Below are 18,717 nucleotides of genomic sequence, written 5' to 3' on the forward strand. Positions count from 1 at the left end.
TTCCCTATGCTGCCCAATGACGAACAACTACAGATCAGCGAAGCGGCCCGGCAGTTTGCCCAGGAACGTTTGAAACCGTTCGCCGCCGAGTGGGATCGTGAACACCGTTTCCCCAAGGAAGCCATTGCGCAAATGGCTGAGCTGGGTTTCTTCGGCATGCTGGTTCCCGAACAGTGGGGCGGTTGCGACACCGGTTACCTGGCGTACGCCATGGCCCTGGAAGAAATCGCTGCTGGCGATGGCTCCTGCTCGACCATCATGAGCGTGCACAACTCGGTAGGCTGCGTGCCCATCCTCAAGTACGGCACCGATGAGCAGAAGGCGCGTTTCCTCACGCCACTGGCCAGCGGGGCGATGCTCGGCGCCTTTGCCTTGACCGAACCCCAGGCCGGCTCCGATGCCAGTGGCCTGAAAACCCGCGCTCGGCTCAATGGCGACCACTATGTGCTCAACGGCTGCAAGCAGTTCATCACCTCCGGGCAGAACGCTGGGGTGGTGATTGTGTTTGCGGTGACCGACCCGAACGCCGGCAAGCGTGGGATCAGTGCCTTTATCGTGCCCACCGACTCACCTGGCTACCAGGTCGCGCGGGTCGAGGACAAACTTGGCCAGCACGCCTCCGACACGTGTCAGATCCTGTTCGAGGACGTCAAGGTGCCAGTGGCCAATCGGCTGGGGGAGGAGGGCGAAGGTTACCGTATCGCCCTGGCCAACCTTGAAGGCGGCCGAGTCGGGATCGCCGCGCAGTCGGTGGGCATGGCCCGCGCCGCCTTCGAGGCCGCCCGTGATTACGCCCGTGAGCGGGAAAGCTTCGGCAAGCCGATCATCGAGCATCAGGCCGTAGCCTTCCGCCTGGCCGACATGGCCACGCAAATCGCCGTCGCCCGGCAGATGGTGCATTACGCCGCCGCCCTGCGTGACAGCGGCAAGACCGCACTGGTAGAAGCCTCGATGGCCAAGCTGTTTGCTTCGGAAATGGCCGAAAAGGTCTGTTCGTCCGCCTTGCAAACCCTCGGCGGTTACGGTTATCTGAGCGACTTCCCGCTGGAGCGTATCTACCGCGATGTGCGGGTGTGCCAGATCTACGAAGGCACCAGCGATATCCAGCGCATGGTCATTTCGCGCAATCTTTGAACAAGGAACCCCTGCATGAGTTACGAAACGATTCTGTTGGAAATCCAGGGCCGCGTCGGCCTGATCACCCTCAATCGCCCTCAGGCGCTGAATGCCCTGAACGCGCAGATTGTCAGTGAATTGAACCATGCACTGGACGGCCTGGAGGCCGACCCGCAGATCGGCTGCATTGTCCTGACCGGTTCGAAGAAAGCCTTCGCCGCCGGTGCCGACATCAAGGAAATGGCCGAACTGACCTACCCGCAGATCTACCTGGACGACCTGTTCAGCGACAGTGACCGGGTGGCCAACCGCCGCAAACCGATCATCGCCGCCGTCAACGGATTTGCCCTGGGTGGCGGTTGTGAGCTGGCGTTGATGTGCGACTTCATCCTGGCGGGCGACAACGCCCGATTCGGTCAACCGGAAATCAACCTGGGTGTTTTGCCGGGCATGGGGGGCACCCAGCGCCTGACCCGCGCGGTGGGCAAGGCCAAGGCCATGGAAATGTGCCTCAGCGGTCGTTTGATCGACGCCGTGGAAGCCGAGCGTTGCGGCATCGTGGCGCGCATCGTGCCGTCGGACGAACTGCTGGATGAAGCGCTGAAAGTCGCGACCCTGATCGCCAGCAAGTCACTGCCTATTGCCATGATGACCAAGGAGAGCGTGAACCGCGCCTTCGAAGTCAGCCTGTCTGAAGGCGTGCGTTTTGAACGCCGGGTGTTCCACGCGGCCTTCGCCACCCAGGACCAGAAAGAGGGCATGGCGGCGTTTATCGCCAAGCGCGCGCCGGAGTTTGTCGGTCAGTAATCCAAGGTGCTGATGGACCCCATCGCGGGCAGGTTCGCTTCCACAGGTTTGCGGTGGGAGCGAGCCTGCCCGCGATGCTTTCAGGGTTTCACAGCAGGTAGTTCTTCAATTCCCGCGCAATCACCATCCGCTGAATCTCGCTCGAACCTTCGTAGATCTGGGTGATCCGCGCATCGCGGTAGTAGCGCTCCACCGGATAATCTTCCAGGTAACCATAGCCGCCGTGGATCTGGATCGCCGAGGAGCAGACCTTTTCGGCCATTTCCGAGGCAAACAGCTTGGCTTGCGAGGCCTCCGACAGGCAGGGTTTGCCGGCGCTGCGCAGGCGGGCGGCGTGGAGGATCAACAGGCGGGCGGCGTTCAGCCGGGTGTGCATGTCGGCCAGCAAGTTGGCGATGCTCTGGTGCTCGATGATCGGCTTGTCGAACTGCACCCGGTCGCGGGCGTAGGCCAGGGCGGCTTCAAAGGCGGCGCGGGCAATGCCCAGTGCCTGGGCCGCGATGCCAATGCGCCCGCCTTCGAGGTTGGACAGCGCAATCGCCAGGCCCTTGCCGCGTTCACCCAGCAGGTTGGCTTCGGGGATGATGCAGTTGTTGAGCGTCACCGCGCAGGTGTCGGATGCACGAATGCCCATCTTGTGCTCGCTGCGGTCAACGATGAAGCCCGGGTTATCGGTGGGCACCAGGAACGCCGACAGGCCTTTTTTGCCCAGCTGCGGGTCAGTCACCGCAAACACGATTGCCAACTTGGCCCGCTTGCCGTTGCTGACAAACTGCTTGGCGCCGTTGATCACCCACTGGCCATCGCGCAGTTCGGCGCGCGTGCGCAGGTTATGCGCCTCGGAACCGGCCTGGGGTTCGGTCAGGCAGAAGCAGCCGATGGTCTGGCCGCTGGCCAGGTCCGCCAGCCAGGTCTGCTTTTGTGCCTCGGTGCCGTAGTTCAACACCGGCCCGCAACCCACCGAGTTGTGGATGCTCATCAAGGCCCCGGTCGCGCCGTCGCCGGCGGAAATCTCTTCCACCGCCAGGGCATAGGCGACGTAGTCGACATAGGTGCCGCCCCATTCCTCGGGCACCACCATGCCCAGCAGGCCCAGCTCGCCCATCTTCGCCACCAGGGCGTCGTCGATCCAGCCGGCCTTTTCCCAGGCCTGGGCATGGGGCGCGATCTCGCCACGGGCAAAGTCCCGGGCCATGTCGCGGATCATCACTTGTTCTTCGCTCAGTTCGATGTCGTGCATGAGAATCAGCTCCCGCTTTGCTCAAAACCTGTGAAGAAACTGGCCACGTGTCCGGCGTCCAGGGCCTGGACGGTGGCAGGGTTCCAGCGTGGATTTTTGTCTTTATCGATCAGCAGGGCGCGCACGCCTTCGATCAGGTCGCCACGGGCGAACCATTGACGGTCCAAGTGCAGCTCCAGGGCAAAGCAGCGCTCCAGGCTCAGTTCACGGCCGCGACGGAGCATTTCCAGAGTCACCGCCATCGCCAGCGGGGAGCGGGTCTGCAGTAGGTTGGCGGTGTCCAGTGCCCATTGTTGACTGTCGGCCACGGTCACGCTGCGCAGTTGTTCGATGATGCTCGGTACATCCGGCTGGGCGAAGAAGTGGTCGATGGCCGGGCGCAGGGCATGCAGCGGGGGCTCGGGCAGGTGCTGCACCGCCAGTTGGGCCAGCAGCCCTTGCAGGTCCTTGAGCGGCGTGTCGTGCCATTGCAGGTTATCCAGGCGTCGGTCCAGCTCGCTCAGGTGCTCACTGGCCAGGTACCAGTCGGCCAGGCCGCAATACAGTGCATCGGCGGCGCGAATCTGCACCCCGCTGACCCCCAGGTAGATCCCCAGCTCGCCCGGGATGCGCGGCAGGAAATAGCTGCCGCCGACGTCCGGGAAATAACCGATGCCGACTTCCGGCATCGCCAGGCGGCTGCGTTCGGTGACCAGCCGCAGGTCGGCGCCTTGCACCAGGCCCATGCCGCCGCCCAGGACAAAACCGTCCATCAGTGCCAGCACGGGTTTGCGGTATTGGTGAATCGCCAGGTCGAGGGCATATTCCTCGACGAAAAAATCTTCGTGCAGGGTGTCGCCGGCCTGGTAGCTGTCATACAGCGAACGGATGTCGCCGCCGGCGCAGAAGGCTTTTTCCCCGGCGCCGCGCAGCACCACGGCATGCACCTGCGAATCCCGGGCCCAGGCCTCGAGTTGGCGGTGCAGGGTGCGGACCATGTTCAGGGTCAGGGCATTGAGGCCGGCGGGGCGATTGAGGGTCAGGTGGCCTATATGGTTGCGGACCTCGGCCAGGACTTCGTTGCGCGTGGCATCCATGGCCTTTACCTGCGCAGATAAAACCTCAGCAGTCATCGGTAACTCCCTGCTTTTATTGTTTTTTATGGAAATGCCCGGGCGCGGGCGATGGTCGATCGTAACAGTGCAAATTTGCCATGTACAACCGTGATGAATGCAGGTTCGGTGTGCATTTTTGCAATATCGAAACAGTCGCCGACGATATGTTTAACCAGGCAGGGCATTCACGACAGAATCGGCTGTGAATCGGCCGATTTCAGCCTAACTGCGCTGTTTGCGCAGCCCTCAACGACACCCCGAAGGCCACGTCTGTTGGCATTCTGGCGATCGATTTGAAGCCGTCTGCGTCAGAGGTTCCAGGTCGGCGGGGGTGCGCGGCCAGGGGTCTTTCCTGTACAAGTTCACCGTTGAAAATCGGATTAAACGGTTTGACCTGGAACTGGGAAGAGCTGCAGGGTGCTGCAACTGTTCTCGACCGGCCACAGCGTGAGCGTTTGCAGTAATTTCTATCGGGCCGTTGAAGTGAGGCAAGACGTACATGGCGGATATCCGCGATCTGTCGATTGTGCTTGATCGTATCGACCAGGCAATTATCGAGGTGCTGCGCCACGATGGGCGCATCACCTATCAAAAGCTGTCCGAACTCGTGCACCTGACACCCAGGCCATGCCTTGAACGGGTGCGCAAGCTCGAGCAGTTGGGAGTGATTCGTGGCTATGGGGCGATTCTCGATGAGAAAAAGCTGACTCCCGGCCTGTCATTGCTGGTGCTGGTGGCGTTGTCGAACCAGAGTGGCCGCGCCGCGCAAAAGGCCTTCGAAGCCAAGGTCAGGGCCTGCCCGCAGGTACTGGAATGCCAACTGATCAGCGGCGCCTTCGATTACAGCCTGCGTATGCGCTGTCGCGACATGGAACACTATCGGGTCCTGACCGAAGTCTGGTTCGACGACCCAGAGTTGCACATCGACAAACTGGTCAGCCACCCCGAACTGGCGATGGTCAAGACCTCAAGCCTGGGCTGATTCAGCCTTGGCCGCTCAATACCTGGCCGATGCTGCGACGCTTGGCGTGACGCTCGCTGGCATGGATCAGCTGTTCGAGGTCTTCGGGGGTGACGTCGAAGAAGGCCTCAAGCTCGGCCAGCGCGGCCTTCAGGTCTTCGGCGGTGATGGTCTGGCTGTCGGTGGGCGGGTGGTCCGCCGGGATCAGTGGCACAGGCTCGGCGGGGCGCTTGGGGTAACGAATGCGGGTCAGGTTGTTGTACCCCAGGGCGCTCAGCAGCAGGGTCGATGCGCCCAGCATCACCGGGGCCAGCGCCTGCCAGTCAAGGGCGATGGTTGCCGGATCCGCCAGCACCATCAGCAGCGCCAGGGCGCCGGCCGGTGGATGCAGGCAACGCAGCCAGCACATCAGGATCAGGCCCAGGCCGGCCGCCAGGCAAGCACTGGCCAGGGTCCGTCCCAGCACATGGGCCACCAGCAACGCCATGACGGTGGCGCACAGGTAGCCACCGATGATGGACCAGGGCTGGGCCAGGGCACCGGATGACACGGCAAACAGCAGCACCGCCGAGGCTCCCAGGGGGCCGATCAGGTGCATGGCCACCGGCATGCCAAAGACCTGGGCACAGACCCAGACACTCAGCAGGGTGCCCAGCGACATGCCGATGGCAGCGCGGCTCCATTCGGTAGGGCGGGTGTTGATGGCAGCGGGAATCCAGCGAGCAAACATGGGCAAAACGGTCCAGGGGCAAGGGGCAGGCAAAAAGAAGGGCTTGGCTGGTTCTCCAGCAAGCCCTTTAAACGTTCCAACATTTGGGGGAGGAACCGGCACAGTGTGCCGACCTGCACCTCGGCTGACAAATTCATATTAATGAGCTTTAAGTTCATTAATGTTGATGTTAAATCCCTCGGTGCGCTCTCAGCACACACCGGTAACCGCCGATCGCGGCCAGGATTGTCGGGGTTTAAACAGGCTCAGCCGGTAACGGCTTGCCGCTAGGGACGCAGGTCCAGGCGCATGGCGCAGCGCCGATGGCGGGGCAGGCCGTGAGCCGCTTCCTCGTCCAGCAGTTGCTGCAGGCGGGGATCGATCTGCTGTGCTGGCAGGGTGGCAAAACCGCAGCGCCGATAGAACGGCTCGTTCCAGGGCAATTCACGGAAGGTGGTCAGGGTCACTGCCCAAAGCCCCTGGTGCCGGGCGTGTGCGATCGCCGCTTGCAACAGGCGGCGACCCAATCCCTGGCCCTGGGCCTCGCCACTGACCGACAGCTCCTGGACATGTAGCTGGCTGTCCGCCACAGCGGCACTGAGAAAGCCGACAACACGCCCATCCGCCGCATCGACCACCCACAACGGGGACGATGCGATGTGTTGGCGATGCTGCTGGCCACTGATCACTGTGGCGTCGACCAACCACGCCAGTTCGGGGTCCTGGGCAAACAGACGGGCCGCCGAGCGCTCGATGTCGGGAAGGGCATCGGCATCGTCGACTCGGGCACGACGCAGGGCGTACACCATGGGCGCGCCCCTAGGCCATCGCGGCCGCAGCGGCCCACGGCTGCTGTGGCATCGGCAGATGGCAGGACTCGCCACGCCCCATGGGGAAGTACTTGAAACCATTGCGTGCCAGGCGTTCGGTGTCGTACAGGTTGCGCCCGTCGAAAATCACCGGGGCCTTGAGACGCTGCTGGATCAGGTCGAAGTCCGGGGCCTTGAACTGCTGCCATTCGGTGCAGACGATCAGTGCGTCGGCGTCCTTGAGCACCGATTCCGGCGTGCCCATCAGCATCAGCCGCGTCTCGTTCGGGTACAGCTTCTGGGTTTCTTGCATGGCTTCGGGGTCGAATGCGCTGACCGATGCGCCCGCCGCCCACAACGCTTCCATCAAGACGCGACTCGGGGCGTCCCGCATATCGTCGGTGTTGGGCTTGAACGCCAGGCCCCAGAGGGCGAAGGTCTTGCCGGCCAGGTTGCCGTTGTAGAACGCCTTGATCCGCTCGAACAGCTTGTGCTTTTGCCGCTCGTTGATCGCTTCCACGGCTTGCAGCAGATCGCTGGAGCAATTGGCTTGCTCGGCGCTGTGGATCAAGGCGCGCATGTCCTTGGGAAAACACGAACCGCCATAACCACAGCCGGGGTAGATGAAGTGGTAGCCGATACGTTGGTCGGCGCCGATGCCCAGGCGTACCGACTCGATGTCGGCCCCCAGGTGTTCGGCCAGCTCGGCGATCTGGTTGATGAAGCTGATCTTGGTCGCGAGCATGCAGTTGGCGGCGTACTTGGTCAGTTCGGCGCTGCGCAGGTCCATGAACAGGATGCGGTCATGGTTGCGGTTGAACGGCGCATACAGGTCGCGCATCACCGCGCGGACTTCGTCGCTGTCGCAGCCGACAATGATCCGGTCGGGGCGCCGACAATCGGCGACTGCCGAGCCTTCCTTGAGAAACTCGGGGTTGGAGACGATATCGAATTTCAGGCTGCGCCCGGCAGCGCGCAACTGGCGTTCGATGTGCGCGCGCAAGGTGTCGCCGGTGCCCACCGGGACTGTGGATTTCTCCGCGAGGATCAGCGGCTGCTGGCGGTGGCGGGCCACCGCATCGCCCACCGACAGGACGTGGCGCAGGTCGGCCGCCCCCTCGTCGTCGGACGGCGTGCCCACGGCAATGAACAGCACCTGGCAATGCTCGATGGCGAGCTGTTCGTCGGTGCTGAAATGCAGCCGTCCCGACTCCAGGCCTTCGCGCACCAGGCTGGCCAGCCCAGGTTCGAAAATGCTCACGTGCCCTTGCTGCAGCAGCGCAATTTTCTTCTCATCGATGTCCATGCAGACCACGTCGTGGCCCACCTCGGCCAGCACAGCAGCCTGGACCAGGCCCACGTAGCCACTCCCGATTACACTGATTTTCATGAGGCATTCCTGAGGTCTGAAGTGCGGTTGCTGCGCGAATTGATGGTGATGACGCCGAGGATGACCAGGGCCACTCCCAGGGACCGAGTCAGGCTGAAGCCTTCGTTGAACAGCGGCAGGCTGGCCGCCAGCAGGTAGACCAGGGCGTAGCTGATGCTCAGCAGCGAATAGGCGCGACCCAGCGGCAGGTCCCGCAGCGCCAGCAGCCAACACAGCATCGACAGCCCATAGGCGAAGATGGCGCAGAGCACCACCGCCACCGCGAAGGGGTCGACCGTGCCGTCGTGCAGGGCCGCCCACCACTGCGCGGGCAGGGGCAGATGGCTCATGCTCCAGCGCATGCCCAACTGGGCCGTGCTGACCAGTAGCACGCTGGCCATCGCAAAACCGATACCACGACCCAGGCTCATAGCTGCCTCCCGAGCAGAATCACCCCGGCGATCACCAGGGCGACGCCGATCCAGTGCCGGCGGTCGATCGGTTCATGGAACACGAAGCGGGCCACCAGGGTGATCAGGACAAAATTCAGGCTCAGCATCGGGTAGGCCACTCCGACCTCGAGCCGTTGCAACACCAGCAGCCACACCAGCAACCCCAGGCCCAGGCTCGCCAGCGCCAGCCACAGCCAGGGCGAACGCAGTTTGTCGAGCAGCGTGGAAGGCTGGTCCCGCCAGCGTTCCACCGCATATTTCTGCGCCACCTGGCCCAGGCAGGTCAGCAGGCAGGCCAGCCCTACCAGTATCAGGCTCATGGCTGACTCTTGGGAAAAATCAGGATCACCAGATTGCCTTGGTCATACCGTTTGAAGTCCTGGGGCAACATGTCGATTTCGTAGTGCTCCTCGCCATTGATCCGCATGACAACGCCCACCTGGCCTTGCTGTCGGGCTTCGGTCATCCATTGCGTGACCTTGAGGAAGTCCACCCGGCGATGCAGGGTGTCAGGATATGCCAGACCATATTTCACTTCGCCTACGGTGTTGTACAGCGCCACGTCCGGGCGATTGAGGCGCCAGGCCAGGGCCGAGGCGGCGCCCAGGTCGTTGCTCAACAGGCGGGTACTCTGGCCGAGCTCCTGCACGTGGTCATTGATGAACGCGTCCGGGGTCTTGTTGTACACCACCGAGTTCGGCAGGCCGGCCGGTAGCAAGGCCATGAACAGCCAACTGCCGAGCACCGGGGCGGCCCACCGTTGCAACGGACGCAGGGCCTGCAGGGCGTTGCACAGCAGCCAACCGATCACCGCAACGCTGACCAGCGCCAGGTGCTCGGGCTCGTTGCTGTACAGCGGCTTCTTGACCTGGAAGTACACCAGCGCCAGCAGGACCAGGCCACCGAGCGCCAGATTCAGTGCCGCGTTGACGCGAATGGCCCGGGTCTGGCGGTTTCTCAAGCGATCCACCAGGGCATGGCCCATCAACAGCGCCAGCGGCAACAGGCAGGGGAAGATGTAGCTCGGCAATTTGCCCTTGGCCACGCTGAAGAAGGCCAGGGGCAGCAGCAGCCACAGCAGCAGGAAGCCGATGTCGGCCTGGCGCCGATTCTGCCAGGCCTGGCGGATGGCGACCGGCAACAACCCCACCCACGGCAGGCTGAACGCCAGCAGCAGCGGCAAGTAGTACCACCAGGGTTCTGCGTGCTGGGCGTCGGCACCGGCAAACCGGCGGATGTGCTCGTGCCAGAAGAAAAAATTCCAGAAATCCGGCTCCTGGGCATGCACTGCCAACGCCCAGGGCAAGCTCACCAGCACCGCGACCACCACGGCCACGCCGCCGTAGGTCAGCAGTTCGCGCAGGCGCTTTTGCCAGGCCATGTAGGGCAGGGCGATCAGCACCGGCAGCAGCCAGGCGAGAAACCCCTTGGTCATGAAGCCCATGCCACAGGCCAGGCCGGTCAGCGCCCAGTAACCCAGGCGGGCGCGAGGTGTCTGGCTGTCAAAGGCCAGCCACAACCCCACCAGGCTCAGGTTGACCCAGAAGGTGAATTGCGGATCGAGGTTGGCGTAGCCGCCCTGGCCGACCACCACGCAGAAACTCATGTAGAGCAGGGCGCAGGTCAGGCTCTTGCGCGGGTCGTTCCACAGGCGCCGGGCAATCAGGTAGGTCAGCACGATGCTCAGGCCGGTGCTCAGGGCTGAAGCCACGCGGACACCAAACAGGTTGTCGCCAAACAGCGCCTGGCCCAGGGCGATCATCCAGTAGCCGGCCACCGGTTTTTCGAAGTAGCGGATGCCCATGAAATGCGGTGAGGCCCAGTTCCCGGTCAGGAGCATTTCCTGGCTGATCTGCGCGTAGCGGGTTTCGTCGGGAATCCACAGGCCGTGGGATGCCATCGGCAGCAAATAGAACAGGCCGAAAGCCAGCAGCAATAAAGGCAATATCCAGCGTCTGCTCATGCGCCTTGTACCCCCAGCCAGCCTTCACGGCCGGCCAGCGTGCCGCGTAAAACCCGGCCCGCTGGCAGCGTGTCCAGCGTAGCGGGAAGCAAGTTGCCCAAGGGTTGCAAGCGGATGTCGCGCGTGCGCGCCTGCGCCAGCAATTGACGGAAATGCTCAGCCATCAGAATCCCTTCTACCTCTGCATGGATGGTGTAGACGTTCAGCTGCGAGGGGCTGAATCGATCCAGAATGAATGGGTTGAACCCGTCGGCGGCCACCAGCGGCCCGACCACTTCGTCGAACGTCGGCAAGTCCACCGGAATCTGTGGGGTGCCGAGACTGCCGTCGGCCAGGCGCGGGCGGAACAGGCTGTGCCCACGGCAATCGCTGTTGTAGCGAAAAGCGAAACCTTGCTTGGCGCCAATCACCCGCTCATCGGCACGCCAGCCGGCGGCGGCCGAACAGTCCACGGCCTGGCCGAGAATATCGCTGAGGCAGTCGACGCCACGGCGGATCTGCTCGGTCAACTGCACATCGCTCCAGCGTCCGGCATGGGCCTGCCAGCCGTGGTGGTCCCAGGCATGCAGGCCGATTTCATGGCCAGCGTCCGCGGCCCGGCGCATCAAGTGCCCAAGGTCTCGGCCGATGGGCTTGCCTGGCCAGGCCGTGCCCGCCAGCAGAATGTCCCAGCCGTACAGGCCGGCGGCGTTGGAGCGCAACATTTTCCAGAGGAACTGCGGGCGGATCAGGCGCCACAGGTGGCGCCCCATGTTGTCCGGGCCGACGCTGAAGAAAAACGTCGCCTTGACCTGCGCCTCATCCAGCAAGTCGAGCAATCGGGGCACACCTTCGCGGGTGCCCCGGTACGTATCGACATCGATTCGAAGGCCCGCCTGCATCAACGTTTGTCCGCGATTTCGAGCATGGCCTCACGCAGGAAGAAGTCCAGCGTATTGCCGATGGTTTCGCGCATGTGCACGGTCGGGGTCCAGTCCAGCAGGCGCTTGGCGTTCTTGATGCTCGGCTTGCGGTGCGACACGTCCTGGTAGCCGTTGCCATAAAACGCCTTGCTTTCGACCTCGCGGAAACCGGCGAACGGCGGGAAGTTGCCGCGCAGCGGATGGGCCTCGAACTGGCGCAACAGTTCCTCGCCCAGTTGGCGGATGCTGGCCTCGTTGTCCGGGTTGCCGATGTTGATGATCTGGCCGGTGCAGACGCCATTACGGTTGTCGATGATCCGCGCCAGGGCTTCGATGCCGTCGGCGATGTCGGTAAAGCAGCGTTTCTGCTCGCCGCCGTCGAACAGGCGGATCGGCGTGCCTTCCACCAGGTTGAGGATCAGTTGGGTAATGGCCCGGGAGCTGCCGATCCGCGCGGAGTCCAGGCGATCCAGGCGCGGGCCCATCCAGTTGAACGGCCGGAACAGGGTGAAATCCAGGCCTTGCTGGCCGTAGGCCCAGATCACCCGGTCCAGCAATTGCTTGGACACCGAGTAGATCCAGCGCTGCTTGTTGATGGGGCCGACGACCAGGTTGGAGGTGTCTTCGTCGAAATTCGGGTCCTGACACATGCCATAGACTTCCGACGTCGACGGGAAGATCACGCGCTTGTTGTACTTGACGCAGTAGCGAACCAGCTTGAGGTTCTCTTCGAAGTCCAGTTCAAACACTCGCAGTGGGTTGCGGGTGTATTCGATCGGGGTGGCGATGGCCACCAGTGGCAGGACCACGTCGCATTTCTTGATGTGGTACTCGATCCACTCGGAGTGAATGCTGATGTCGCCTTCGACATAGTGGAAATGGGGGTGGCTGCGCAGGCGCTCGATGGCGTCGGAGCCGATGTCCAGGCCGTAGACTTCGTACTGGTCATCGCGCAGCAGGCGCTCGGACAGGTGATTGCCGATGAAACCGTTGACGCCCAGGATCAGCACTCGGGTGCGCCGTGGGCTGCGCCCCGATTCGGCGCCGCGCAGCACGGAGCCCTCGACCAGGCCCAGTTCGTCCGCCAGTTGCGGGCCACTGAGGAACAGACCATTGTCGTTGCGCTGGCCCGAGGTGATGACTAGCGAGTCTTCACCGCAGGCAATGCGCAGCGGGTCGACGCTGATCACGCGTCCAGGGGCCAGTCCTGCATTGCCCTTGATCACCTCGGCACTCCAGACGATCAGCTTGTGCTCGCCGACCGCGCAGAAGGCGCCGGGGTAGGGCTGGGTCACGGCGCGCACCAGGTTGAACAGTCGCTCGGCCGGTTGCTGCCACAGCAGTTGGCCGTCCGCCGCGGTGCGGCGCCCGAACACCGTGGCGCGGGATTCGTCCTGGGCGGTTTCGCTGGTTTTGCCCTGGATCAGCAGGGGCAAGGTGTCGCGCAGCAGGGTGGCGGCGGCTTCGCGCAACTTGCCGTGCAGGCTCAGCGCGGTGTCACTGCGTTCGATGGCGACCGCTTGCTGGGCGACGATGGCGCCGGCGTCGGCGCGCTTGACCATGCGGTGCAGGGTGACGCCGGTCTGGGTTTCGCCCTTGACCAGCACCCAGTTGGCCGGGGCGCGGCCACGGTAGGCCGGCAACAACGAGCCATGCAGGTTGAACGCACCCTTGCGTGCGGTCGCCAGCAGCGGCTCGCTCAACAGGTTGCGGTAGTAGAAGGAGAACAGGTAGTCGGGATTGAGCTTGGCGATGCGCTCGATCCACAATGGATGGTTGACGTCGTCCGGCGCGTGCACGGTGATGCCCTTGCGTGCACAGAGTTGCGCGACCGAGCCATAGAAGGTGTTTTCCTTGGGATCGTCGGCATGGGTGAACACCGCGGTAATCCGGATACCCGCCTCGAGCAGGGCTTCGATGCCGGCGCAACCAATGTCGTGATAGGCGAAAACAACAGCGTTTGAACTCATGGCGAAACCTGGTCAGTAGAAGTGGAAGTCAAACCGTCGACAGTGACAGCGGGAGCCGGTGCGGCGGGTTGGTTGCGCAGGACTTTTTCGATGAAAAACCGTGGCCGGGCCCTGACATCGCCGTACATCCGTCCCAGGTACTCGCCCAGCAGGCCCATGCCAATGAATTGGCCTCCGGTGAACACAAACAGGATGGCAAACAGCACGAACATGCCGTCACCGGCCCAGCCGGCACCAAAGGCCAGGCGCAACACAATCAGGGTGAGGGCGAAGAGCATGCCCAGGGCCGCCATGCTGAAGCCGATGATGCTCAACAGGCGCAGTGGGGTGGTGGTCATGCAGGTGATCAGGTCGAACATCAGGTTGATCAGGCGCATGGTGCTGTACTTGGACTCGCCATGCTCGCGCTCGGCGTGCTGCACCAGGATCTCGGTGGTGTGACGGGCAAAGCTGTTGGCCAGGATCGGAATGAAGGTGCTGCGCTCGCGACAGGCCAGCATGGCGTTGACCACGGTGCGTCGATAGGCTCGCAGCATGCAGCCATAGTCACTCATGGCGACCCCGGTGGAGCGCTTGACCGCAAGGTTGATCAACTTCGAGGGGTAGCGGCGCAAGGCCGAGTCCTGGCGATTGGTGCGCACGGTGGCCACCACGTCGTAACCCAACTCGGCCTGGGCCACCAGGCGCGGAATTTCTTCCGGTGGGTTCTGCAGGTCGGCGTCGAGGGTAATCACCACATCGCCCTTGCTCTGTTCGAAACCGGCCATGATCGCAGCGTGCTGCCCATAGTTGCGGTTGAGAATCACCGCCACCACGTTGCTGCCGTCGCGGGCGGCAGCCTCTTCGAGCAGTTGTGCGCTGCGGTCGCGGCTGCCGTCGTCGACCAGGACGATCTCATAGTCCTGCTGCAGTTGCCGGCAAGCCGCTTCCGTACGGCGCAACAGTTCGGGCAAGCTTTCTTCTTCGTTGTAGACCGGGATAACGATCGACACGCAATGGATTGGATAAGGCTTCAAAGGCTTGGGTCCAGGGTCTGTGCAATGGCGCCCACTACGGGTTCGACGTCATTGGGAGTCATGTCAGGGAACAATGGGATCGAACACCGGGGTGTCGAGTTCCGTGGAAAGCTCGGCTTCACTGAAATAAAAAGTCACAGAGTAACTCAATAAAAATAATCCATATCAAACGCTTAGCCGACAATGCTGAAAAAGCGCATGAATTGACTTTTTTCCGCTGCACCGGCAGCGTGGGCTCAGACAAATCCTGATACGGATGCGTTGAGAGTAAGCGCGAAAATGTCGAAGTGACATTAAAAATTGCTAAACGGAGCGTTTAACGCAGACGTTTACAGCCATTGTTCAGGGGACGGCCAGGGCTGGGGCTTTTGTCGGAAACTTTCGGCGGGTTTAGCCTGTCAGACCCAGCTTCAATAACCCGTTCGACTATTAATAGACCTCAACAGATGAACCGTCTGTGTTGAGCCATTTTCATTAAAGGTCCTTTCAGTTTGTTCGATTTACCCGATAGCGCAGACACACCGACGCCCGTCGTTGAACGCCCCAATCCACTGACCCTGTACCTGGCGCGCCTGGCACCCTCCAGCCAGCTGACCCTGCGTTATGTCTTGCAGGATGCCGCTGACCGCCTGGGTTTCGAGGAGATGAACATGGAAGACATCCCCTGGCACCAGTTGCAGCCCGAGGATGTGATCGCGCTGGTGGCGGCGTTGCGCAGCGATGGCTACGCACCCAACACCTCGTCCCTGTACGTCAACGCGGTACGGGGGGTGATGAACGAAGCCTGGCGCATGAGCCTGATCAGCCACGAGCACCTGCTGAAAATGCGCTCGGTCAAAGGCATCGCCGGCACACGCCTGTCCCAGGGCCGCAACCTCAAGCGCACCCTGATCCACGACCTGATGGCGGCGTGCGCCGCCGACCCGCGGCCCCAGGGCCTGCGCGATGCGGCGATCATTGCGATCCTGTACGGTTCGGGCATGCGCAAGTCGGAGTCGGTCAACCTCGACCTGGCGCAGGTCGACTTCACCGAACGCAGCCTGCAGGTCACGGGCAAGGGCAACAAGCAGTTGATCAAGTACGCGCCGAGTTGGGCCTTTGCCAAGCTTGAAGCCTGGCTGGAACTGCGGCGTTCATTTCTCAAAGAGGGGGAGGCCGACGATGGCTTCCTGTTCAACCGCATTCGCCGCGGCAGCCACATCACTCGCGAGCGGATCACCAAGCACGCGATCTACTACATTGCCCGGCAACGCGGAACCCAGGTCGGGGTGAAGATCATGCCCCACGACTTCCGCCGCTCATTCATCACCCGGGTGATCGAGGAACACGACCTGTCGATTGCGCAAAAACTGGCGCACCACAGCAATATCCAGACCACCGCCAACTACGATGTGCGCGACGACAATGAGCGCCGGCGTGCGGTGGATCGGTTTGATCTGTAAAAACCAAAATAAACAATAGGATATTATTGAATATTGAAGTGAGTTATAGGTGCGAATGGGCTGGATGGTCTTGCGTGGCTAAACCTAGGCGAGGGACAACCGGTGCCGGATGTGAAGTGAGTGACTGCCGTTGTCGACCACGTACCGTGCGCTATTGCTCTGCAACTTGATTATTCAGCACGTTCGGCCAATCGAATCATTCACGGTACCGACTATCTGCAACTTTCCATCTGAACCCACTGCCGCAAACAAAGCACTGGTGTATTCGGCTTAGCGGGCGTTCTTGAAGCCGTTCTGTGCTTCGAAGTCACTGATGGCACTGTGGGTGACCAGCACCAGATTGCGCTGCGCGGTCTTGTGCGCCAGCACCTCGGCGCCCATGGTATCGCCGCAGGCCACCAGCCAGTCCTGTTAGGGCACCGCTTGGGCAGACAGGTAAAGTGCGGTCTGCACGGTGCGGGTGGTCGGGCTGCTGAGCAGGTCAAGTGTGAGCAAGCCCAAGAGCGTCCAGGGCCAGGTCCACTTGTCGAGCCACGTCCCTGCCGACTGCGGTGATGCCATCAGCAGGGCCTAGGTGGCGAGGGCAAACTTGCGTATTGGCTGTTTAGTGGAACTTTCACCGGATACTTTCGGTGCTTGGGACATAACCACAGCGTTTATCTGTAGAACGTTAATACAACAATAAAATGATCCGCACTTTGCGATCGCAGGAGAAAATGATGTCGCGCACTGTAGGAGTCCGCAGGTGGTAGGGGAGTGAAACTAATATGAAAAATTCGCTTTAGCCCAAAAACGAGTATTAACGGATGTAAATCATTCCAGTTAATTGGCCCGAAAACCGGGGGGTGGGGAGCAATGGAGTCAAAAACCAACGTAAGTCCTACGCGTAGGTCAAGGAGGATCAACTCGGCGCCCTGGGTCTGGTGGTGAACATCATCGTGCTGTGGAACACCCTCTTGAGTTGTGAGGAATAGTCGTTCGCCTTTTTGATCTGGGTGGGGGCATCCTGGGCGATGGCTGATTAGATATGAGTTTACTTTCGTGAAACCAGTGTCTCGGCTTTTCTGCTTGAGTACCTTTGGTGTTAGAGACTGGGCTCTGCCGGTGGCGGATTCTCGGCCTCTTGTTTCAAGCGTTGCACTTACTCCATGAAATTATGGTATGTTGGCTTGTGGAGCTATGGTCAAGGGGTTTTATAGGGTATGTATACGATCAGGTATCTAGTAAGTCTGGGGTTGGTTGTTATCGGCTGCTCTATGGGCTATACAATGATTGTTGTGTGGGGGATAACAAAAATACTCCCTCTACAGGGTGCAGCCTATTGGGTTGTCAGTGGGGTTGTGTTCCTTATCATCGTCACCGCCGGCTTACGTTTTTATGTTCCCAGACTACGCAAGGTGTGGTAGCCATAGTCGTTGCGTCACGATATTACCTGCCTTCTGTTTTAGGTCTTTCTTCTGAGGTCATAGAGTTAATTGTAATTGAATCAACTAAGACTTCGAAAAATAGAGCTAACTTACCGGTTTGTTGGTATGCCGACTCATAATTTAGAGGATCTCGCCTGAATAGCTGCACTGAATCCGTCTTACGTATTGGTCGCATCATACCGCCAGCAGACAAAATCAAGTCGATGGTTCCATATGCCATGTCCCCCTTATAATCATCCCCCAAAAAGGATTGATAGGCGCGCCTAGTAGGCCCCTGTGCTGTTGGGACAGCAGGACCGTTATAGAAATTCATCCCGCCTTCATACATATTATTAACGCCGTGTGCGACAAAAAACGCACCTACCGGTGCTCCCATACCGTATGAAGCCCCCGTAACCGCGATGCCTACCTCAATCTGCATGGCACCAGCAGCAACCCCGATGCCGTTTTGAGCATAAAAAAGTGCCTTGGAAGACAGGTCAGCATATTCTGCCCTTATCTCTTGCACACCATCCCAAGCACTTGTTATGCCATCGTTAACATCCTTTATAACTTCGTTCACATAATTAGAAATTACTGAGCTGAACTGAAGCTGAGTAATGCCATCATAGAAATGTGAGGCGCCAATCGTACACCCTAATGCAACCAGGTCAGAGCCTGCTTTGGCAACATCATGAATATCACATGACTGCTCACTCACCTTCGCCACTCCAAGAGCTATAAGCACTTGTGCTTGCTTGGTGGTGCACCCAGCTAATCTCTCGATATCTAATGGCCACGAGTTCCTGTGGCTGCGCGTCACCCATATGAATAGCATGCGGTACTTGAACGCTTAAATGGGCAATACATCCACCACTTAAAGTCACAGTAAAATATTTTTCGTGAAAGCCAGCAGGGGAGGTGCGATAGAAGTTAATTTTACAATCGATTTCTTCGCCTTCATGAAGAGCGCTGGCTAACAAAGGCGTAGATTTATCAATATTTTTTGTAAGAATGACGGGCATATGTTTGCCACGGCCACCTGACGTGCCTCCGTCATTGCCAGCTGCCATATTATGAGAGTAAGCCAGCACCATGATTTCGTCTTCATGGCGAGCTTGACATTTGTTTCCAATAGAATTTTGACTGGAACAGCCAGCGGAAATCAAACCTTGTTTTTTCCCGGTAATAGTCATGTAGCTGTGATTAGCCATACGTTTCACTCTTTTTAGTCGGCCGGACATCCTATTACAAGAGTCTCAAGCGTGCTGTAGGGGGGGGGCTGAAAAGATATACGAAATATGTCGAACTTAGGCCAGTCAGCTCGGTAAAGACCTGGCCAGATACATCTGTGGGCAAGTCACGAAACCAGGTTGTCCTTGCTTAAGTGCACTTTCTGTTCCGTTGCTTGCCTTGACCAATCAGTCAGGAAGCCGAGATGCGCAATTGCGTTATCAAGGT

The 18,717-nt window shown here is 60.5% G+C and carries 19 protein-coding genes and 1 pseudogene; 4 read left to right on the forward strand and 16 right to left on the reverse strand.

From position 1 onward, the window contains the following. The first annotated feature begins 6 nt into the window (after positions 1–6). Positions 7–1,134 carry an acyl-CoA dehydrogenase gene (locus tag AACY45_RS19715; protein WP_339547014.1) on the forward strand — a complete coding sequence of 376 codons (1,128 nt, stop codon included), beginning with the start codon at positions 7–9 and terminating at the stop codon, positions 1,132–1,134. A gap of 15 nt (positions 1,135–1,149) precedes the next feature. Further along, positions 1,150–1,923, forward strand: a complete 774-nt coding sequence (locus AACY45_RS19720) for an enoyl-CoA hydratase (protein WP_166589552.1) — start codon at positions 1,150–1,152, stop codon at positions 1,921–1,923. An 88-nt stretch (positions 1,924–2,011) separates the two neighbouring features. On the opposite strand, the gene AACY45_RS19725 is transcribed toward AACY45_RS19720, so the two are convergent. Together AACY45_RS19725 and AACY45_RS19730 are read right to left on the reverse strand one after the other, a co-directional pair. Further along, positions 2,012–3,163 (reverse strand): acyl-CoA dehydrogenase family protein, encoded by a 1,152-nt coding sequence (locus AACY45_RS19725; protein WP_339547015.1) that lies wholly within the window; start codon positions 3,161–3,163, stop codon positions 2,012–2,014. A gap of 5 nt (positions 3,164–3,168) precedes the next feature. Then, entirely contained in the window at positions 3,169–4,275 is a 1,107-nt protein-coding gene (locus tag AACY45_RS19730) for an enoyl-CoA hydratase/isomerase family protein (RefSeq protein WP_339547016.1), read from the reverse strand. Positions 4,276–4,756: 481 nt separating this feature from the next. Between AACY45_RS19730 and AACY45_RS19735 the strand changes: the two genes are divergently transcribed. Continuing rightward, on the forward strand, positions 4,757–5,239 hold the full coding sequence (locus tag AACY45_RS19735) for an Lrp/AsnC family transcriptional regulator (RefSeq protein WP_339547017.1): 483 nt from the start codon (positions 4,757–4,759) through the stop codon (positions 5,237–5,239). A 1-nt stretch (position 5,240) separates the two neighbouring features. Here AACY45_RS19735 and AACY45_RS19740 read toward each other — a convergent pair whose 3' ends face one another. The 10 genes and pseudogenes from AACY45_RS19740 to AACY45_RS29320 form a co-directional block, all read right to left on the reverse strand. Then, complete coding sequence (locus AACY45_RS19740; RefSeq protein WP_339547018.1) at positions 5,241–5,948, reverse strand: HPP family protein; 708 nt, start codon at positions 5,946–5,948, stop codon at positions 5,241–5,243. Between the two features lie 266 nt (positions 5,949–6,214). Next, complete coding sequence (locus tag AACY45_RS19745) at positions 6,215–6,736, reverse strand: GNAT family N-acetyltransferase (protein ID WP_339547019.1); 522 nt, start codon at positions 6,734–6,736, stop codon at positions 6,215–6,217. Between the two features lie 10 nt (positions 6,737–6,746). Beyond that, positions 6,747–8,126 (reverse strand): UDP-glucose dehydrogenase family protein, encoded by a 1,380-nt coding sequence (locus AACY45_RS19750; RefSeq protein ID WP_339547020.1) that lies wholly within the window; start codon positions 8,124–8,126, stop codon positions 6,747–6,749. Beyond that, a complete protein-coding gene (gene arnF / locus AACY45_RS19755) occupies positions 8,123–8,536 on the reverse strand; it encodes a 4-amino-4-deoxy-L-arabinose-phosphoundecaprenol flippase subunit ArnF (protein ID WP_339547021.1) in 414 nt (137 codons plus the stop codon). Before arnF ends, AACY45_RS19750 begins: the two co-directional genes overlap by 4 nt. Beyond that, positions 8,533–8,877, reverse strand: a complete 345-nt coding sequence (gene arnE / locus AACY45_RS19760; protein WP_339547023.1) for a 4-amino-4-deoxy-L-arabinose-phosphoundecaprenol flippase subunit ArnE — start codon at positions 8,875–8,877, stop codon at positions 8,533–8,535. The genes arnF and arnE overlap by 4 nt, the downstream gene beginning before the upstream one ends. After that, on the reverse strand, positions 8,874–10,520 hold the full coding sequence (gene arnT / locus AACY45_RS19765; RefSeq protein WP_339547024.1) for a lipid IV(A) 4-amino-4-deoxy-L-arabinosyltransferase: 1,647 nt from the start codon (positions 10,518–10,520) through the stop codon (positions 8,874–8,876). The genes arnE and arnT overlap by 4 nt, the downstream gene beginning before the upstream one ends. Next, the gene (gene arnD, locus AACY45_RS19770; protein ID WP_339547025.1) at positions 10,517–11,401 is read right to left on the reverse strand and encodes a 4-deoxy-4-formamido-L-arabinose-phosphoundecaprenol deformylase; all 885 of its coding nucleotides are present in this window, start codon (positions 11,399–11,401) and stop codon (positions 10,517–10,519) included. The genes arnT and arnD overlap by 4 nt, the downstream gene beginning before the upstream one ends. Further along, entirely contained in the window at positions 11,401–13,392 is a 1,992-nt protein-coding gene (gene arnA / locus AACY45_RS19775; RefSeq protein ID WP_339547027.1) for a bifunctional UDP-4-amino-4-deoxy-L-arabinose formyltransferase/UDP-glucuronic acid oxidase ArnA, read from the reverse strand. The genes arnD and arnA overlap by 1 nt, the downstream gene beginning before the upstream one ends. After that, positions 13,389–14,408, reverse strand: a complete 1,020-nt coding sequence (arnC, locus tag AACY45_RS19780; RefSeq protein ID WP_339547028.1) for an undecaprenyl-phosphate 4-deoxy-4-formamido-L-arabinose transferase — start codon at positions 14,406–14,408, stop codon at positions 13,389–13,391. Before arnC ends, arnA begins: the two co-directional genes overlap by 4 nt. After that, positions 14,405–14,524, reverse strand: a pseudogene (locus AACY45_RS29320) (UDP-4-amino-4-deoxy-L-arabinose--oxoglutarate aminotransferase); the annotation flags it as partial. The gene arnC and the pseudogene AACY45_RS29320, both read right to left, overlap by 4 nt. A 375-nt stretch (positions 14,525–14,899) precedes the next feature. On the opposite strand from AACY45_RS29320, the gene AACY45_RS19785 reads away from it, so the two are divergent. Then, the gene (locus AACY45_RS19785) at positions 14,900–15,850 is read left to right on the forward strand and encodes a site-specific integrase (protein WP_339547029.1); all 951 of its coding nucleotides are present in this window, start codon (positions 14,900–14,902) and stop codon (positions 15,848–15,850) included. A 270-nt stretch (positions 15,851–16,120) separates the two neighbouring features. Here the strand turns inward: AACY45_RS19785 and AACY45_RS19790 are convergent, their stop codons facing one another. The 4 genes from AACY45_RS19790 to AACY45_RS19805 all read right to left on the reverse strand — a co-directional run bounded on the left by AACY45_RS19790 (position 16,121) and on the right by AACY45_RS19805 (position 18,470). Further along, positions 16,121–16,249 (reverse strand): hypothetical protein, encoded by a 129-nt coding sequence (locus AACY45_RS19790; RefSeq protein ID WP_339547030.1) that lies wholly within the window; start codon positions 16,247–16,249, stop codon positions 16,121–16,123. 12 nt (positions 16,250–16,261) lie between these two features. Then, entirely contained in the window at positions 16,262–16,411 is a 150-nt protein-coding gene (locus AACY45_RS19795) for a hypothetical protein (protein ID WP_339547031.1), read from the reverse strand. An 867-nt stretch (positions 16,412–17,278) separates the two neighbouring features. Continuing rightward, the gene (locus AACY45_RS19800) at positions 17,279–17,977 is read right to left on the reverse strand and encodes a DUF4225 domain-containing protein (RefSeq protein ID WP_339547032.1); all 699 of its coding nucleotides are present in this window, start codon (positions 17,975–17,977) and stop codon (positions 17,279–17,281) included. Continuing rightward, complete coding sequence (locus AACY45_RS19805; RefSeq protein WP_339547033.1) at positions 17,970–18,470, reverse strand: Hcp family type VI secretion system effector; 501 nt, start codon at positions 18,468–18,470, stop codon at positions 17,970–17,972. The genes AACY45_RS19800 and AACY45_RS19805 overlap by 8 nt, the downstream gene beginning before the upstream one ends. Positions 18,471–18,717: the final 247 nt, after the last annotated feature.

Source organism: Pseudomonas sp. RA_35y_Pfl2_P32 (assembly GCF_963970735.1).
Lineage (GTDB): Bacteria > Pseudomonadota > Gammaproteobacteria > Pseudomonadales > Pseudomonadaceae > Aquipseudomonas.

What these genes read in the sequence shown, in the direction of transcription:
- arnE (WP_339547023.1), bottom strand. Translation starts at nt 8,877, where the DNA reads ATGAGCCTGATACTGGTAGGGCTGGCCTGCCTGCTGACCTGCCTGGGC.
- AACY45_RS19735 (WP_339547017.1), top strand. Translation starts at nt 4,757, where the DNA reads ATGGCGGATATCCGCGATCTGTCGATTGTGCTTGATCGTATCGACCAG.
- arnT (WP_339547024.1), bottom strand. Translation starts at nt 10,520, where the DNA reads ATGAGCAGACGCTGGATATTGCCTTTATTGCTGCTGGCTTTCGGCCTG.
- arnA (WP_339547027.1), bottom strand. Translation starts at nt 13,392, where the DNA reads ATGAGTTCAAACGCTGTTGTTTTCGCCTATCACGACATTGGTTGCGCC.
- AACY45_RS19720 (WP_166589552.1), top strand. Translation starts at nt 1,150, where the DNA reads ATGAGTTACGAAACGATTCTGTTGGAAATCCAGGGCCGCGTCGGCCTG.
- arnD (WP_339547025.1), bottom strand. Translation starts at nt 11,401, where the DNA reads ATGCAGGCGGGCCTTCGAATCGATGTCGATACGTACCGGGGCACCCGC.
- AACY45_RS19750 (WP_339547020.1), bottom strand. Translation starts at nt 8,126, where the DNA reads ATGAAAATCAGTGTAATCGGGAGTGGCTACGTGGGCCTGGTCCAGGCT.
- AACY45_RS19715 (WP_339547014.1), top strand. Translation starts at nt 7, where the DNA reads ATGCTGCCCAATGACGAACAACTACAGATCAGCGAAGCGGCCCGGCAG.
- AACY45_RS19740 (WP_339547018.1), bottom strand. Translation starts at nt 5,948, where the DNA reads ATGTTTGCTCGCTGGATTCCCGCTGCCATCAACACCCGCCCTACCGAA.
- AACY45_RS19745 (WP_339547019.1), bottom strand. Translation starts at nt 6,736, where the DNA reads ATGGTGTACGCCCTGCGTCGTGCCCGAGTCGACGATGCCGATGCCCTT.
- AACY45_RS19805 (WP_339547033.1), bottom strand. Translation starts at nt 18,470, where the DNA reads ATGGCTAATCACAGCTACATGACTATTACCGGGAAAAAACAAGGTTTG.
- AACY45_RS19795 (WP_339547031.1), bottom strand. Translation starts at nt 16,411, where the DNA reads ATGGCATCACCGCAGTCGGCAGGGACGTGGCTCGACAAGTGGACCTGG.
- AACY45_RS19725 (WP_339547015.1), bottom strand. Translation starts at nt 3,163, where the DNA reads ATGCACGACATCGAACTGAGCGAAGAACAAGTGATGATCCGCGACATG.
- arnF (WP_339547021.1), bottom strand. Translation starts at nt 8,536, where the DNA reads ATGAGCCTGGGTCGTGGTATCGGTTTTGCGATGGCCAGCGTGCTACTG.
- AACY45_RS19730 (WP_339547016.1), bottom strand. Translation starts at nt 4,275, where the DNA reads ATGACTGCTGAGGTTTTATCTGCGCAGGTAAAGGCCATGGATGCCACG.